The sequence below is a fragment of the Flavobacteriaceae bacterium genome (assembly GCA_003443635.1).
Classification (GTDB): Bacteria; Bacteroidota; Bacteroidia; order Flavobacteriales; family Flavobacteriaceae; genus AU392.
Map to the genome: position 1 here is coordinate 3,038,338 of CP031964.1, position 17,755 is coordinate 3,056,092.

Genomic DNA, 17,755 nt, shown 5'->3' on the forward strand with positions numbered 1-17,755 from the left:
TAAAAAGTCCTAACTATAAGTTAGGACTTTTTTATTACATTTATTTCATGAATATAAAAGAACTTCATCTTCGCTTTTTAGAATCTCAATCTATATCAACAGATACTCGAAAAGTAGTTTCTAACGATTTATTCTTCGCTCTAAAAGGTGATAATTTTAATGGAAATCAATTTGCTGCCCAAGCATTAGAGAAAGGAGCTAAATATGCTATTATAGATGAAGAACTATATGTTAAAAATTCAAACTATATATTAGTCCCTGACGTTTTAAAAACTCTACAGCAGTTGGCAAGTTATCATCGAGATTATTTAGGCCTTAAAATTATTGCGCTTACAGGAAGCAACGGAAAAACTACAACAAAAGAGCTTATTCATAAAGTTTTAAAACAACGTTACAGAACTGTAGCAACAATCGGCAACTTAAACAATCATATAGGAGTACCACTAACACTTCTCTCTATGGATAAAACTACTGAAGTGGGTATTGTAGAGATGGGGGCTAATCATTTAGAAGAAATTGCATTTTTATGTAGTATAGCGAAGCCTAATTATGGGTATATTACTAATTTTGGAAAAGCACACCTAGAAGGTTTTGGAAGTATAGAAGGTATAGTAAAAGGGAAAAGTGAACTTTATAATTATTTAATTTCTAATAATGAATATGTATTCTTTAATGCCGATGATGCTATTCAAAGTGCTAAATTAAATAGTTACATAAATAAATTTGGATTCAGTCAAGCAGATTCTAATTATTATAATGTTATATTAAAAGAAACTAATCCGTTTGTTCGTGTACAACTTGAAAACATGTCTATTGATTCAAATCTTATAGGCGATTACAATTTCACAAATATATGTGCCTCAATAATTATTGGAAAATATTTTAATGTTCCTATAAATAACATTAAAAAGGCTATTGAAGCATACACTCCTGACAACAATCGTTCTCAGATTATTGAAAAAGCTTCAAATAAAATTATAATGGATGCTTACAATGCTAACCCTACAAGCATGACCGCTGCAATAGATAATTTTTCTAATTTAAAAAGTGATCAAAAAATTGCAATTTTAGGTGATATGTTTGAATTAGGTCATGAAGCAGAAATTGAACATCAAGCTCTAGTAAATCATACTTCTAAATTAAACATTGATATAATTCTTTTAGTTGGAGAAAATTTTTATAAAACATTACCCGTTTCAGAAAATATTCAAAAATTTCAAAATTTTGAAGCTTTAAAGCTTTACTTAGACAATGAGATATTTAAAAATTCGACAATTTTAATAAAGGGCTCCCGCGGAATGGCTTTAGAAAGGGTATTAGAATTAATTTAATTATTTGTTTTTCAATAAAAAATTAGAAAACGATTTCCAATAACCTTCTACACCATCAGTTGTTTCCCAAAGTGCTCTAGATCCATGAATTCCTTTTTCGCTAGGCTTATAATGTGTAAGTGATTTGTTTTTAATTTTACTAACCAATATTTCTACTCCTTTTGTTTCTTGATTAGATGCCGTCACATACAACGGTTTAGAAAAACCTGCTATCTCTTCATTAATTTGTATACCTTTAAAGTATTCTCCTGGGCTAAAAACAGCAACAGCCTTCACTTTATCATTTTTATTTCCAATTAGCAATGATAAAGATGCTGAATAGGAACTTCCTACTAAAATTATTTTACGATTTCCGTTGTGTTTATATATATAATCTATGGCAGCTTCAATATCTTGTCTTGCATCGAGAAAACCAGTAGGGATACCTTTTTGTTTAGCTAGTTTCGCCGTTTCATTTATTATAGAATTTGCAGAATTACCTGAACGTTGATCTATGGCTAATGCAGAAAACCCTAACTCATTCAACTTAAGTGCCGAGTCTTTATATTCACCTCGACTAAAGCCTGCTTGATGACATAACAAAACTGTTATAGGTTGATCGTCTTTAAAATAAGCATCTGCAGTTATATCCAATCCATCTTTTGATTTAAAAATAATTGGTTTAAAGAAGTTTTCATTGGCATAATCTTCAATTACATTTAAGGTTTGTAATTCTCCCTTTTTATTTTGATTACTACATCCATATATTAAAAACGACGTCAGTAAAATAAGTGCTATTCTTTTCATAATTTATGTATTACAACACAAATATATAATAAAGCACTCTTCTTAAATAAGTCTTTATGATTTTATAAACAAAAAAATCCGCATCTTTCGATACGGATTTAAGTTGTTGTGGGCGCGAAGGGATTCGAACCCCTGACCCCTTGGGTGTAAACCAAGTGCTCTGAACCAACTGAGCTACGCGCCCTCTAAATTGGACTGCAAATATAAGTCAGTTTTTTAATCTACCAAATAAATTTTATGCAAAATCTCAAATAATTTCAGCAACTACAAATGTGCTTCCTCCTATATAAATAACATCTGTTTTGTCAGCAGCATTCTTAGCCGAATTTAATGCCTCATTAACAGAATTATAAGCTTCACCAACTCTATTTTTGTTTTCGAATTGATGTTTTAAAACATTAGCATCTAATCCTCGCGGAATAGCTGGCTTACAAAAATAATATATAGCATTTTCAGGAAACAAATCAATAATAGTATTCAAACTTTTATCATTTACAACTCCTATAACTAAATGAAGTTTATTAAAGATCTCTTCATTTAATTGTTTCATTGTATAATTTAAACCTTCTTTATTATGTGCCGTATCACAAATAATTTTAGGTTCTTCTTGTAAAACTTGCCAACGCCCATTCAATTTTGTGTTTTTTATAACACTTAATAATCCATCCTTAATGTTTGAGTTTGATATTTTAAAACCTCGTTTTCGAGCTTCATATACAGTTTGTATAGCAGTTTTTATATTATGCTTCTGATAAACCCCTTGTAAATCTGATGGATACTCTTTCTCAATTAATTGATCTGCAAAATAAATTGATGCCTTATTTTTAATTGCTATATTTCTAAAAATAGGTTCTGTTTCCGTTTGAGTTTCACCAATAACTACAGAGGTGCTGGGTTTTATAATTCCGCCTTTTTCTAGAGCAATCTCTTTTAAAGTAGTTCCTAAAAACTGCATATGATCTAACCCTATGTTAGTAATCACAGATACTTCAGGGCTTAATACATTTGTAGAATCTAATCGCCCTCCTAATCCCACTTCAACAATGGCAATATCTACTTTTTTCTTAACGAAATAATCAAATGCCATACCTACTGTCATTTCAAAAAATGAAAGAGAATTATTTTCAAAAAAAGCTTTATTCTGTTCTATAAATTGGATTACAAATTGCTTACTTATCTGTTTTCCATTAATTTTAATACGCTCTCTAAAATCCTTTAAATGAGGAGATGTATATAATCCTACAGTATAACCAGCTTCTTGAAATATGGATGCCAGCATATGACTAGTTGATCCTTTTCCATTTGTACCTGCTACATGTATAGATTTAAATTTTGTTTCTGGATGTTTTAGATGATTTGTAAGCAATAGAGTATTACTTAAATCTTCTTTATAGGCAGTTTTGCCCTTTTTTTGATACATAGGTAATTGGTTAAACATCCAATTTACAGTATCTAAATAATTCATTTATTGGCTAATACTAAAATTAATTACTACAAAACCAACTTGTTTTGCTGGCGCTTTAGAATCTGCTGGCCATTTGTAAGTTAAAGCTGTTTTTTTAGCAGCATCATATAAACATAATGCGCCTGTAGTTCCTCTTTTTCCGGGGAATGCATTGATTACTTTTCCATTTCTATTTACATGAATTTCTACAACTACACTACCTTCTTCATCACATTCTGGAACTACTTTAGATTTGGTAGGACGTCCTCTACCTCTTAATCCATAACCTGTACCACCATTTCCAGAGCCTGGCTCACCAAAATAACTTGGTGCATAAGGGTTTCCATTTAATTGACCTTTATCCCCTACTTTGTTATCATTTCCTTCACTTCCTGATTCTTTTCCATCAGATTTACCAATACCACCAATTAAAGCATCAAGTTTCTTTTTTTTATCTTCTTTTTCTTTTTTCTCTTTAGCAATTCTATCTGCTTCGGCTTTGGCTTTTGCAGCTTCTGCTCTAGCTTTAGCTTCTGCTTCTCTTTTAGCTTTCTCTTCTGCTTCGAGCTGTTTTTTTATAGCAATTGCTTCTTCATCTTCTTGTGTTAACACATCTTCTTTCACTTCTTTAGTAGGTTTTGAAGCTTCTGGTTGTGTTTTTTCAACTTTAGTTTCTTGAGGTGGTTTATTAATTTGTTTAGGAGTAGATTTTACAGGTTCTTTAGGTTGAATTTTACCACTCCCAACTTCAGAATTACCAAAATTTACTGCAACACCATATTCTGGTGGCGGATCTAAATATGGAGGTCCTATTACAAATAAAAGCAACAGCAATATCAACACAATAAGCGTTGTTACTTTTGCTGAGTTTCGTTCGTGTTTTGTTTCTAAGTATTTCATTAACTAAATGGAAAATAAATTAATATTATTTTACAGATTTTACGGCTAATGTTGATTTTATTTTATTTCTATTGGCAATATCCATAATATATACTACATGTTTCATTTCGACATCTTGATCAGATCTTATCGTTATGGTTGGAGAGTTAGACCCTCCAACTTGATCTAGAATTTCTGATTCTAAATTATTCTTTGGTACTTGTTTTAAATTAACAAAGTATTGAACTCTTTTATTTACACTTACCGATACATTCTTAGTTTGCGTTGTTTTACTAGATGATTTAGGTAATAGTAAATCGATCGCTTCTGCAGAAACCAGTGTTGATGCTATCATAAAAAAGATAAGCAATAAAAAAACAATGTCTGTCATCGACGACATATTAAACTCTGGTGTAACTTTATTTCTTCCTCTTATATCCATATTTTAAATAGGTTCGTTAAGAAGATCTAAAAACTCAACCGAATTCGCTTCCATTTGATGAATCACTTTATTCGTTCTTCCTACCAAATGATTATAGGCAATATACCCTATAATACCCACTATTAATCCACCAACAGTAGTTGTCATAGCTGTGTAAAGTCCATCTGCTAACGTTTTAATATCTATTGAACCTCCAGAGTTCGAAATCGCAAATATGGATAAAATCATACCAATAACTGTTCCTAAAAATCCAATCATTGGAGCAACTCCAGAAATTGTTGCTAGTACACTTACGTTTTTCTCTAGACCATAAACTTCTAATTTTCCTGCATTCTCAATAGCTGTATTAATATCCTCTAAAGGTTTTCCAATTCTAGAAATTCCTTTCCCTATTAATCGTGATACTGGAGAGTTTACTTGTGCGCATAATACTTGTGCTGAATCTGTTTTACCATTAGTGACATGATCTTTAATCTGATTCATAAAATTAGTATCCACTTTTGACGCCGCTTTTATAGCAAATAAACGTTCAAAATAAATATAAGATGCTATGATTAATAAAACGAATAATAATAAAATAATCACTTGTCCAGCAATTCCTCCACTTTTAACAAGTTCTATAATAGAAAGTGTTTTTTCTACTGATTCACCATCTGTTAATAATTCTGCTCCATCTTGAACAGTTTTTGAAATCATCGTAATTGGCATATTTTGTTTTTGTTAGATATTGAATAATAACGAGTGATTTTTAAATAAAGTATTTAAAACATTGTTCTTGTTGCTAAAAAGGCTACTGCTCCTGCTAAAAACCCTAAAAGTGCTAGCCATGAAATCTTCTTTAAATACCAGAAAAAATCTATTTTTTCCATCCCCATGGCAACAACTCCGGCTGCAGAACCTATAATTAACATACTTCCACCTGTACCAGCAGAATATGCAATAAAATGCCATAATTGATTATCTAAACTTTCAGAAAACATCCCTAAACTAGCTGCTACCAATGGAACGTTATCAATAATTGCTGAACCAACTCCTAATAAAAGAACTACTAAATCGGAAACATTGGTTCCAGCCATTTCTGTTCCTAACATTGGAGTACTTTCTTGCAATGTAGATGCAAAACCAAATAATAACCCTAAAGATTCTAAAGCTGCTACTGCCATTAAAATCCCTAAAAAGAAGAGTATACTTGGTAATTCTATTTTTGATAATGAGTGATGTACTGGACTATGGTTAGCATGTGCACTACTTTCTCCTCCATCTAACTCTGTTAAACTAAACTTAGAGTTACTATAAATTTCTGCAAAAATAGCAACAACACCTAAAGCTAACATCATTCCAACATAAGGAGGTAAATGCGTGATTACTTTAAATACAGGTACAGATACTATAGCCCCTAATCCTAAGTAAAGCATTGTACTGCTAAATTTACTCTTAGGTTTTTCTATCTTAATTTCCTCTGTATCAATATGTCCTTTAAAAGCAGGTAAAAATGAAGCTATAAATGTAGGCACAATCATACATATCATAGATGGTATAAATAAGTAACCTATTAGTTTTCCTGTACTTACCTTATCTCCAATCCAAAGCATTGTCGTTGTAACATCTCCAATTGGAGACCAAGCCCCACCAGCGTTTGCTGCTATAATAATTAATCCTGCAAACCAGATCCTGCTATTTCTATCATTAACAATTTTTTGTAAAATTGAAATTAATACTATTGTCGCTGTTAGGTTATCTATAATTGCAGAAAGTATAAATGCTAAGATTGAAAATATCCAAAGGATTTTAGATTTTTTCTTTGTTTTAATAAAACTTTTTATGGTTGAGAAACCATCAAAATAATCTATGATCTCAACAATAGTCATTGCTCCCAAAAGAAATACTAATATCTCTGCAGTTTTTCCTAAATGATGGAGTAATGTTTCTTCTAATAAATGTAATTTGCTTTCATGACCTAATTCTGTAAAACCATCAACTAATCCGTGATTAGCAGAATCAAACCATTGTGAAAAATCGTCAATACCTAAAGAAATTAACGCCCAAGAAATGGCCATCATTACCAAAGCAGGGATAAGTTTATCTATTTTGATACTGTGTTCTAGCGTAATTGCTAAATAGCCTACTACAAATACTATAATTATTGCTGCTTCCATTCTATATATGTTTTATTTATATGAGGGTTTTTCAAAAAATCACATCTTATTTATCTAAATTTTGAAAGGTAACAAATATAAAAAACTAAAAATGCTTAATCTTAATTTAACAAAAATTTTACTTAATAACTATTCCTGAACTATGATCTCTTTCTGCTCCTGTAACACTACTAAGGCAGTTCATTTCATTTCTTAATTTTAAGACTCCTAAGAATCCAAAAACTAATGCTTCCTTATAATTTACAATAGTTTTAGATGGGATAACTATTTCGTTATCTGTATAATTAGAAATACGTTCTATTAAAAAAGTATTATATACTCCACCGCCAGTAATTAATATTTTTGATTGGTTCATTTTATTTATTTCTTTTCCAATTTGTGTTGCAGAATGTTCTATTAAAGTACGTAAAATATTCTCTACGGGGAGCTGATAAATATCAACTAAAGGAAACACATTCTGTTTCACCCATTCTAACCCTAAAGATTTTGGGTGGGTCAAACTATAAAACTCTAGGGCATTTAACTTATTTAAAAGCTCTTGATGTATTTTTCCAGATTTAGCAATAATTCCCTTATTATCATAAACATATCCAAGTTGTTCTACATAATAATTCAAAGTAATATTTACTGGGCATATATCATAAGCAATACGTTTTCCTTCTAGTTGTAAAGACATATTGGCAAAACCTCCTAAATTTAAACAAATATCAAATTCGTTAAATAAAAGTTGATCTCCTATGGGCACTAAAGGAGCTCCTTGCCCTCCAAGCTTTACATCATCAATACGAAAATCGCAAACAATTGGGCATTTTATATGATTAGAAATATGAGGCATATTCCCTATTTGATAAGTTATTCCTTTATCTGGTTGATGCAATACTGTATGACCATGAGAGCAAACTGCATCAAGGTTTTTGATTTCATTTTGCTTAATAAATTCTAATATTACACTATTTAAGTAACTCGTATAATTCTCATCTAATTTTATAAGAAAAGCCTTATCTAGCAATATTGAAGCCTTCAAATTGTTTGCCCATTCTTTTGGATAATCTACAGTTTTGGCAGTAATAATTTTAAAACTCCAAACATTATTATAAGTGAAGTCTGCATAACATAAATCTATGCCATCTAAAGAAGTTCCAGACATTACTCCAATTACTTTAAATTTAGATTTCATCATATTAAGTAAAAATAACAAAACATTACATAAAATATGTGAACAAAAAAGTATCTTTGTCCACATTTTTATGAATTTTGAATTAAAACAATATAATGGATTTTAAACTAACAGAAGAACACATTTTAATTCGCGATGCAGCTCGTGATTTTGCTAATACTGAATTATTACCTGGAGTAATTGAGCGTGATAATAAGCAAGAGTTTCCTCAAGAACTAGTTCGAAAAATGGGAGAACTAGGGTTTTTAGGAATTATGGTAGATCCAAAATATGGTGGAAGTGGTATGGATGCTATATCTTACGTATTAATTATGGAAGAATTATCTAAAGTAGATGCTTCTGCTTCTGTTATGGTATCTGTAAATAATTCATTAGTTTGTTATGGTTTAGAAGCTTATGGTACTGAGGAACAAAAACAAAAATATCTTACCAAATTAGCAACTGGAGAATCTATTGGAGCTTTTTGTTTAAGTGAACCTGAAGCTGGTAGTGATGCAACGTCGCAAAGTACTACAGCTATTGATAAAGGTGATCATTATTTAATTAACGGAACTAAGAATTGGATTACTAATGGTGGGCGTTCTGATGTTTATTTAGTAATTGCTCAAACCGATCGTGAAAAAGGACATAGAGGTATTAATGCTTTTATTGTTGAAAAAGGGATGGAAGGTTTTGCTATAGGTCCAAAAGAAGATAAGTTAGGAATTAGAGGTAGCGACACACATACCTTACAATTTAATGATGTAAAAGTTCCTAAAGAAAATAGAATTGGTGAAGATGGATTTGGATTTAAGTTTGCTATGAAAACTTTATCTGGAGGTCGTATAGGAATTGCTTCTCAAGCATTAGGAATTGCATCTGGAGCTTATGAATTGGCTTTAAAATACTCTAAAGAGCGTAAAGCTTTTGGTACTGAAATATGCAATCATCAAGCAATAGCTTTTAAATTAGCTGATATGGCTACAGAAATAGAAGCTGCTCGTATGTTAGTTATGAAAGCTGCTTGGGATAAAGATCAAGGGAATAATTATGATATGTCTAGTGCTATGGCTAAACTTTATGCATCAAAAGTAGCAATGGAACAAACAGTTGAAGCTGTACAGATTCATGGCGGTAATGGTTTCGTTAAAGAATATCATGTAGAACGATTAATGCGTGATGCAAAAATCACCCAAATTTATGAAGGTACTTCAGAAATTCAGAAAATTGTAATTTCTAGAGGAGTTATAAGAGATTAAAAAATAATTTTTAATTACAAAAAAAGCTGATATATTAATAAAATATATCAGCTTTTTAAGTTTATGCTCTATAGGTATCTGCTTTCCAATCTTTAATTGCTAGCTTAATTTCTTTTTCCGAAAGATTATCGTTAACTGCTTTATCCACTAATTCAGGGAATTCTTCATCTGATGCAAATCTCAAACCAACAACTTGTCTCGTTGTTAATTTATCATTCATTGGTTTATTTGTTAAAATATAATACCTAAGCTTCTCTTCTGCTCTAATTGCTCTATCTTGAGCTTTTAAGGCAAATGTTCTCATAAAATAAAAAACAAATATTAAAACCACAGCAATTAGAACAATTAAAGAAGCTGAATATTTATTTTCATTTGAAGATTTCACTAGATTAATAATTGATCCTATCAATAAAGCAAGAATTGCTAATAAAGTTATAAAATGGTATCCTATAACCCATTTGGAGTGATTTTTAAAGTTTTGCTGATTCATAATATTTTATTTTAGTAGTTTAATATATTCTATTTTACAATCAAATTATTCACAATTATATTACCCTTACTCCCGAATCTAAATTAACAATATACGCATCTTTTCCACTTTGTTTAATTGCATCAATCACATTTTGTTGTTTCTTTTTTGTTGCTATAGCTACAATACAACCTCCTCCTCCTGAGCCAACTATTTTAGCACCGTAAGCTCCAGCTTGTAATGCATTGTCAATCATTTTATCAATTACAGGAACAGTAATTTTAAGTATATTTTTTAAAACAGAATGATGCTCATTCATCAAATCACCAATATATTCTAAATTGGATTTTTCTTTTTTTAGTTCTTTTAAAGCACTTAAAGTTATAGAATGATTTTTTAATGCAGCAAAAAAATAAGGTCTTAATTCTAATGGAATAGAGCTTTCCAATTTTTCATAATCATTTAGAGAAGCTAATTCTATTTTAAAATTTGGTTTTTCCTGAATCACACATTCTATAGCTTTTATAGCTTTATCTTTTAAATCTCCTAATGTTCCAATAGTTTCTTTTTTTATTCCAGATTCTCCTATGATCAACCCTCGAATATTATTTTGGATTTTTTCATAAGAAGGTTTATTTGTGTTAATAAATAAAGTACCTCCTACTCCTATAGTATAATGATCCATTATTCCACCTGGTTCATTGTGTTCTACTACTTCAGCTTCATGAGCTATTCTTGAAATTAATACTGATGTTACTTTTTGAGAAATACCAAATGCTCCTATCAAAAATCGAATCCATGCAATCGTTAATGCAGTAGAACTAGATAATCCAGCGTTTATAGGTAGAGTTCCGTTTATTTCAATATTATATCCTTTATCAGGAATACAATTATATCTCCTCAACACTTTTAAAGATGATGCAAAATAATCTCTATAATCAAGAACATCAAACTCTTCATGTATATTAATAATTCTTTTTTCATTAATATCTGGGAGCTGGATATAAAAAAAATTTGTTGTGTTTTCAATAGCATTTAAGTTAATACATTTATTTATAGCACAAGCTATTACTGGTAAACCTAAGTAATCTTGGTGATCTCCAAATAAACAAACCCTTCCTGGAGATTTTATATGTGTTGTTTTTAAAGTCATTTATAGATTATAAAATCTGATATTAAGTTTAATATGTATCCTTAATCCAATTATAAGGTTTTCGTTTCACCCATAACCCCCTTGTAAAATCAGGGAAATTCTGAGGTTCTCCATTATTTTCTATAGAAATTTCTGATAATGGAGTAATCGCACTCCATGCTGCAGCATCATATACATCTAATGGTGGTGTTATATTTTGTTTAGCAGATTCAACAAAAGCATTAATTACAAAAAAATCCATCCCGCCATGCCCTGCTCCTGTAGCATGTTCTCCATATTTTTTCCATAATGGATGATCATATTTAGCCAACCATTCATCAGCTTTGTCCCATTTATGTGGCTCGGATTGTCCTTCAATATACATTCTATTACCATCAACTTCCCATAATCCATTAGCTCCTTGAACTCTAAATCCAAGGGAATAAGGTCGTGGTAAGTTACAATCATGAGTAACTATTATTGTTTCTCCTAAAGCAGTTTCTATTGTTGATGTAATAACATCTCCTTGCTTGAATTTTATTTTTGCATTTGGATGATCTTTACCTCCATTTTTTACAATGTAATTATGTAATCCTATACTTTTTGAAGCGTTAGAAGTTAATGATAAAAAACGATTACCTCTATTAATATCACACATGGTAGCTATAGGGCCTACTCCATGGGTTGGATAAACATCTGCATTTCTTATTACTGAATGCTGAGTTCTCCATTTTGATTCAGAAATACCTTTCTCACCAAATTCTACACCTTTTCCATATGCTGTTTTACCATCATTTAATTTCACAAATCTCAAATCATGCTGATAACCACATCTAAAATGAACTAGTTCTCCAAATACATTTTGTTTCACCATATTTAAAACTGCTAATACATCTCTTCTATAGTTTACATTCTCTAAGATCATTAAATGCGATCCTGTCTCTTCATGTGTGTTTACTAAATCCCAGCACTCTTCTAATGTATTAGCTGCTGACACTTCTAATCCAGTAAATTTGCCTGCTAGCATTGCATCTTTTGCCATTCGGGTGTGCCATAGCCAAGGAGTAGATATAATTACAGCATCCACAGTTTTTAAATCTAATAAGTTTCTATAATCATACTCATTCTTTCCAAATACTTCCGGTTTGGGTGCGTTTGATTTTTCAATAGTGTCTAAGGATATTTTTATTCTAACATCATCAATATCACAAATTGCTGTAACTAATACATCATCTCTTAAAAGAACATTCTTGAGATGGTTAGTTCCTCTTAATCCTACACCTATGAGTCCTACTTTTAATACTTCTTTTTTACTAATACTTGAGTTAGCAAATGTCAAACTTGGAATCATAGAAATCCCTGCCCCTACTATTGCTGTTTTTTTAATAAAATTTCGTCTGGATTTTTGTGTGCTCATTGCATGGTTCTTTTTTAATATCTGTTCTAAATATAATAGAAATATATGTAGTTAAAAAAGAAACATTAAAGCTCTCCATCCCAATATTCTTAGAATAAGTTTTAAGATTGAGAAAAGTGTATAATAAATAGAAACAAAAAACCCTTCATTAAATAATAATGAAGGGTTTCTAAAAAAGGCAGCGACCTACTCTTCCACAATGTAGTACCATCGGCGCTAATGGGCTTAACTTCTCTGTTCGGAATGGTAAGAGGTGAGCCCCATTGCTATAACCACCTTAAATCTTTATCTCATATCTATTAAATACAAGATCTAATATCTTAACATATTGAAAAAAGTATATACATAAATTCATTGTAATTGAACTTTTAAAAAAACAGGCGTACAATAAGCCTATGGGTTATTAGTACTACTTGGCTATGACATTACTGCCTTTACACCTATAGCCTATCAACGTGGTAATCTCCCACGACCCTTTAAAGAAATCTCATCTTGTGGTGGGTTTCGCGCTTATATGCTTTCAGCGCTTATCCCTTCCCAACGTAGCTACTCTGCAATGCTCCTGGCGGAACAACAGATACACCAGAGGTTAGTCCAACTCGGTCCTCTCGTACTAGAGTCAGATCCACTCAAATTTCTAACGCCCACTGTAGATAGAGACCGAACTGTCTCACGACGTTCTGAACCCAGCTCGCGTGCCACTTTAATGGGCGAACAGCCCAACCCTTGGGACCTTCTCCAGCCCCAGGATGTGACGAGCCGACATCGAGGTGCCAAACCCCCCCGTCGATGTGAGCTCTTGGGGGAGATCAGCCTGTTATCCCCGGAGTACCTTTTATCCTTTGAGCGATGGCCCTTCCATACGGAACCACCGGATCACTATGCTCTACTTTCGTACCTGATCGACCTGTATGTCTCTCAGTCAAGCTCCCTTATGCCATTGCACTCTACGCACGGTTACCAAGCGTGCTGAGGGAACCTTTAGAAGCCTCCGTTACTCTTTTGGAGGCGACCACCCCAGTCAAACTACCCACCAAGCACTGTCCTTCGCAAGAAGTTAGACTCTAGATAAGCAAAGGGTGGTATTTCAACAATGACTCCACAACGCCTAGCGACGCCACTTCAAAGTCTCCCACCTATCCTACACATTACTTATCCAAAGCCAATACTAAGCTATAGTAAAGGTTCACGGGGTCTTTTCGTCCCACAGCGGGTAATCGGCATCTTCACCGATACTACAATTTCACCGAGCTCATGGCTGAGACAGTGTCCAGATCGTTGCACCATTCGTGCAGGTCGGAACTTACCCGACAAGGAATTTCGCTACCTTAGGACCGTTATAGTTACGGCCGCCGTTTACTGGGGCTTCATTTTAGACCTTCGCATTGCTGCTAAGCCCACCACTTAACCTTCCAGCACCGGGCAGGTGTCAGGCCATATACGTCATCTTTCGATTTAGCATAGCCCTGTGTTTTTGATAAACAGTCGCCTGGACCTTTTCACTGCGGCCCATCCGAAGATGGGCGACCCTTCTCCCGAAGTTACGGGTCGATTTTGCCTAGTTCCTTAGCCATGAATCTCTCGAGCTCCTTAGAATTCTCATCCCAACTACCTGTGTCGGTTTAGGGTACGGGCTGCTTCACTTGTTTTTCTTGGAAGTCGATTTGCTAGATTATCACCTTGACCGTAGTCTCAGTGTACTATCGCAGTGTTACCACTTGCTTCAACGTACTATTCCGTCAGTACGCACTAACTTCTCGCCTCCGTCACGTTTAGTGTGAGCAGGTACAGGAATATTAACCTGTTGTCCATCCACTACCCCTTTCGGGTTCGCGTTAGGTCCCGACTAACCCTCAGCTGATTAGCATAGCTGAGGAAACCTTAGTCTTTCGGAGTGCGGGTTTCTCGCCCGCATTATCGTTACTTATGCCTACATTTTCTTTTGTAGCTTCTCCAGAAAAGCTCACGCTCTTCCTTCGACGACACTACAATGCTCCCCTACCGATATTAAATATCCCATAGCTTCGGTAATATGCTTATGCCCGATTATTATCCATGCCGAACCGCTCGACTAGTGAGCTGTTACGCACTCTTTAAATGAATGGCTGCTTCCAAGCCAACATCCTAGCTGTCTAAGCAGTTCAACCTCGTTTATTCAACTTAGCATATATTTTGGGACCTTAGCTGATGGTCTGGGTTCTTTCCCTTTCGGACATGGACCTTAGCACCCATGCCCTCACTGCATTACATCATTTTATAGCATTCGGAGTTTGTCAGGAATTGGTAGGCGGTGAAGCCCCCGCATCCAATCAGTAGCTCTACCTCTATAAAACTAATAATACGCTGCACCTAAATGCATTTCGGGGAGTACGAGCTATTTCCGAGTTTGATTGGCCTTTCACCCCTACCCACAGGTCATCCCAAGACTTTTCAACGTCAACGGGTTCGGGCCTCCACTATGTGTTACCACAGCTTCACCCTGCCCATGGGTAGATCACACGGTTTCGCGTCTACCGCCACTAACTATAGCGCCCTATTCAGACTCGCTTTCGCTACGGATCCGCACCTGAAGTGCTTAACCTTGCTAGAAACGGTAACTCGTAGGCTCATTATGCAAAAGGCACGCCGTCACCCCAAAGGGCTCCGACCGCTTGTAAGCGTATGGTTTCAGGTTCTATTTCACTCCTTTATTCAAGGTTCTTTTCACCTTTCCCTCACGGTACTAGTTCACTATCGGTCTCTCAGGAGTATTTAGCCTTAGCGGATGGTCCCGCCAAATTCATACAGGATTACACGTGTCCCGCACTACTCAGGATACCACTATCAATAACGCTCTTTACTTATACGGGACTATCACCCTCTTTGGTCACTTTTTCCAAAGTGTTCTAATTCATTACGCATCAAATATCGTGGTCCTACAACCCCACAATTGCCGTAACAATTATGGTTTGGGCTAATCCGCGTTCGCTCGCCACTACTAACGGAATCACTTTTGTTTTCTTCTCCTCCGGGTACTTAGATGTTTCAGTTCTCCGGGTTCGCCTCCTTACGGATACTATATCTTCAATATAGTGGGTTGCCCCATTCGGAAATTTGCGGATCAATTCTTGTGTGCAGATCCCCGCAACTTATCGCAGCTTATCACGTCCTTCATCGCCTCTGAGAGCCTAGGCATTCCCCATACGCCCTTATTTAGCTTATTGTACTTTTTGCTTTTTTAATGAGTTACTCTTTATTAACTTCAGCTCGTGACTTTAGTTAATAAAGTATTACTTTTCTAAAGATTATCTCTAATCTTTAATTTTTGATTTTTATGTATCTTTTTTCAATATGTCAATGAACTTTCAGTTATCCAATCTTGTTGGATACTTTGGTGGAGAATATCGGAGTCGAACCGATGACCTCCTGCGTGCAAGGCAGGCGCTCTAGCCAGCTGAGCTAATCCCCCATTATCAATTCCGAATGTTGAATTCAGAATTATAAATTTAGAATTTTCAACTTCTAGAATTTCCTTTTAAAATAAAAAAATTAGTAGTCTCAGGCAGACTCGAACTGCCGACCTCTACATTATCAGTGTAGCGCTCTAACCAGCTGAGCTATGAGACTCTACTTTTTTATTTAGTTCTTTTTTAATTAACAGCTTTGAGAATAAACAATTTCTTGTCCTCTTGATTTCCTTTAGTCGTCTTTCTCTAGAAAGGAGGTGTTCCAGCCGCACCTTCCGGTACGGCTACCTTGTTACGACTTAGCCCTAGTTACCGATTTTACCCTAGGCCGCTCCTTGCGGTGACGGACTTCAGGCACTCCCAGCTTCCATGGCTTGACGGGCGGTGTGTACAAGGCCCGGGAACGTATTCACCGGATCATGGCTGATATCCGATTACTAGCGATTCCAGCTTCACGGAGTCGAGTTGCAGACTCCGATCCGAACTGTGATAGGTTTTATAGATTCGCTCCTACTCGCGTAGTGGCTGCTCTCTGTACCTACCATTGTAGCACGTGTGTAGCCCAGGACGTAAGGGCCGTGATGATTTGACGTCATCCCCACCTTCCTCACAGTTTGCACTGGCAGTCTTGTTAGAGTTCCCGACTTGACTCGCTGGCAACTAACAACAGGGGTTGCGCTCGTTATAGGACTTAACCTGACACCTCACGGCACGAGCTGACGACAACCATGCAGCACCTTGTAAGTAGTCCGAAGAAAAGAATATCTCTACTCTATGCAACTTACATTTAAGCCCTGGTAAGGTTCCTCGCGTATCATCGAATTAAACCACATGCTCCACCGCTTGTGCGGGCCCCCGTCAATTCCTTTGAGTTTCATTCTTGCGAACGTACTCCCCAGGTGGGTCACTTATCACTTTCGCTTAGCCACTCAGACCGAAGTCCAAACAGCTAGTGACCATCGTTTACGGCGTGGACTACCAGGGTATCTAATCCTGTTCGCTACCCACGCTTTCGTCCATCAGTGTCAGTATATTATTAGTAATCTGCCTTCGCAATTGGTATTCTATGTAATATCTATGCATTTCACCGCTACACTACATATTCTAACTACTTCATAATAACTCAAGATAACCAGTATCAAAGGCAATTCTACAGTTGAGCTGCAGGATTTCACCTCTGACTTAATTATCCACCTACGGACCCTTTAAACCCAATGATTCCGGATAACGCTTGGATCCTCCGTATTACCGCGGCTGCTGGCACGGAGTTAGCCGATCCTTATTCTTACAGTACCGTCAAGCCTCTACACGTAGAGGTGTTTCTTCCTGTATAAAAGCAGTTTACAACCCATAGGGCAGTCTTCCTGCACGCGGCATGGCTGGGTCAGAGTTGCCTCCATTGCCCAATATTCCTCACTGCTGCCTCCCGTAGGAGTCTGGTCCGTGTCTCAGTACCAGTGTGGGGGATCCCCCTCTCAGGGCCCCTATCTATCGTCGCCATGGTATGCCGTTACCATACCATCTAGCTAATAGAACGCATACTCATCTTTTGCCGTAACCTTTAATGTTTGTATGAGGCCATACTAACATACTATGAAGTATTAATCCAAATTTCTCTGGGCTATCCTTCAGCAAAAGGTAGATTGTATACGCGTTACGCACCCGTGCGCCGGTCGTCAGCAAATAGCAAGCTATCTCTGTTACCCCTCGACTTGCATGTGTTAAGCCTGCCGCTAGCGTTCATCCTGAGCCAGGATCAAACTCTTCATCGTTAAATTTTTAAGCATCTCTGCTTGTCTCTTTAACAACTAAAAGAAATTATTTCAATTGTACTCAAA

At 35.1% G+C, this 17,755-nt stretch carries 12 protein-coding genes, 3 tRNA genes and 3 rRNA genes; 2 read left to right on the top strand and 16 right to left on the bottom strand.

All coding sequences use genetic code 11. The annotated features are described in order from the left end of the window. Window positions 1-47: 47 nt before the first annotated feature. Window positions 48-1,331, top strand: a complete 1,284-nt coding sequence (locus D1817_13970) for a UDP-N-acetylmuramoyl-tripeptide--D-alanyl-D-alanine ligase (protein ID AXT20939.1) — start codon at window positions 48-50, stop codon at window positions 1,329-1,331. On the opposite strand, the gene D1817_13975 is transcribed toward D1817_13970, so the two are convergent. The 8 genes from D1817_13975 to D1817_14010 all read right to left on the bottom strand — a co-directional run bounded on the left by D1817_13975 (window position 1,332) and on the right by D1817_14010 (window position 8,218). Then, complete coding sequence (locus D1817_13975; GenBank protein ID AXT20940.1) at window positions 1,332-2,117, bottom strand: hypothetical protein; 786 nt, start codon at window positions 2,115-2,117, stop codon at window positions 1,332-1,334. Between the two features lie 106 nt (window positions 2,118-2,223). Then, window positions 2,224-2,301: transfer RNA gene (locus tag D1817_13980), tRNA-Val, on the bottom strand. A gap of 63 nt (window positions 2,302-2,364) precedes the next feature. After that, the gene (locus D1817_13985) at window positions 2,365-3,582 is read right to left on the bottom strand and encodes a bifunctional folylpolyglutamate synthase/dihydrofolate synthase (protein ID AXT20941.1); all 1,218 of its coding nucleotides are present in this window, start codon (window positions 3,580-3,582) and stop codon (window positions 2,365-2,367) included. Then, window positions 3,583-4,461: an energy transducer TonB gene (locus tag D1817_13990; GenBank protein ID AXT20942.1), complete on the bottom strand. Its 879-nt coding sequence runs from the start codon at window positions 4,459-4,461 to the stop codon at window positions 3,583-3,585. A 25-nt stretch (window positions 4,462-4,486) separates the two neighbouring features. Next, on the bottom strand, window positions 4,487-4,882 hold the full coding sequence (locus D1817_13995; GenBank protein AXT20943.1) for a biopolymer transporter ExbD: 396 nt from the start codon (window positions 4,880-4,882) through the stop codon (window positions 4,487-4,489). Between the two features lie 3 nt (window positions 4,883-4,885). Further along, a complete protein-coding gene (locus tag D1817_14000; GenBank protein AXT21299.1) occupies window positions 4,886-5,578 on the bottom strand; it encodes a MotA/TolQ/ExbB proton channel family protein in 693 nt (230 codons plus the stop codon). A 65-nt stretch (window positions 5,579-5,643) separates the two neighbouring features. Then, entirely contained in the window at window positions 5,644-7,038 is a 1,395-nt protein-coding gene (locus tag D1817_14005) for a sodium:proton antiporter (protein AXT20944.1), read from the bottom strand. Between the two features lie 118 nt (window positions 7,039-7,156). Then, window positions 7,157-8,218 (bottom strand): anhydro-N-acetylmuramic acid kinase, encoded by a 1,062-nt coding sequence (locus D1817_14010; GenBank protein ID AXT20945.1) that lies wholly within the window; start codon window positions 8,216-8,218, stop codon window positions 7,157-7,159. A gap of 92 nt (window positions 8,219-8,310) precedes the next feature. Here D1817_14010 and D1817_14015 point away from each other — a divergent pair, with 92 nt between their 5' ends. Next, the gene (locus D1817_14015) at window positions 8,311-9,453 is read left to right on the top strand and encodes an acyl-CoA dehydrogenase (GenBank protein ID AXT20946.1); all 1,143 of its coding nucleotides are present in this window, start codon (window positions 8,311-8,313) and stop codon (window positions 9,451-9,453) included. Window positions 9,454-9,514: 61 nt separating this feature from the next. Here the strand turns inward: D1817_14015 and D1817_14020 are convergent, their stop codons facing one another. The 8 genes from D1817_14020 to D1817_14055 form a co-directional block, all read right to left on the bottom strand. Continuing rightward, window positions 9,515-9,943, bottom strand: a complete 429-nt coding sequence (locus D1817_14020; protein ID AXT20947.1) for a hypothetical protein — start codon at window positions 9,941-9,943, stop codon at window positions 9,515-9,517. A 55-nt stretch (window positions 9,944-9,998) separates the two neighbouring features. Then, entirely contained in the window at window positions 9,999-11,075 is a 1,077-nt protein-coding gene (locus D1817_14025; protein AXT20948.1) for a galactokinase, read from the bottom strand. A 28-nt stretch (window positions 11,076-11,103) separates the two neighbouring features. Then, window positions 11,104-12,471 (bottom strand): gfo/Idh/MocA family oxidoreductase, encoded by a 1,368-nt coding sequence (locus D1817_14030; protein AXT20949.1) that lies wholly within the window; start codon window positions 12,469-12,471, stop codon window positions 11,104-11,106. A 173-nt stretch (window positions 12,472-12,644) separates the two neighbouring features. Continuing rightward, window positions 12,645-12,751 (bottom strand): 5S ribosomal RNA (rrf, locus tag D1817_14035). Window positions 12,752-12,850: 99 nt separating this feature from the next. Next, window positions 12,851-15,677, bottom strand: a 23S ribosomal RNA gene (locus tag D1817_14040). Between the two features lie 165 nt (window positions 15,678-15,842). Beyond that, window positions 15,843-15,919 (bottom strand) — tRNA-Ala (locus tag D1817_14045). Window positions 15,920-16,000: 81 nt separating this feature from the next. Beyond that, window positions 16,001-16,077 (bottom strand) — tRNA-Ile (locus D1817_14050). A gap of 88 nt (window positions 16,078-16,165) precedes the next feature. Then, window positions 16,166-17,689 (bottom strand): 16S ribosomal RNA (locus tag D1817_14055). The 16S, 23S and 5S rRNA genes sit together here with 2 tRNA genes alongside, the layout of an rRNA operon. Between the last annotated feature and the right edge of the window lie 66 nt (window positions 17,690-17,755).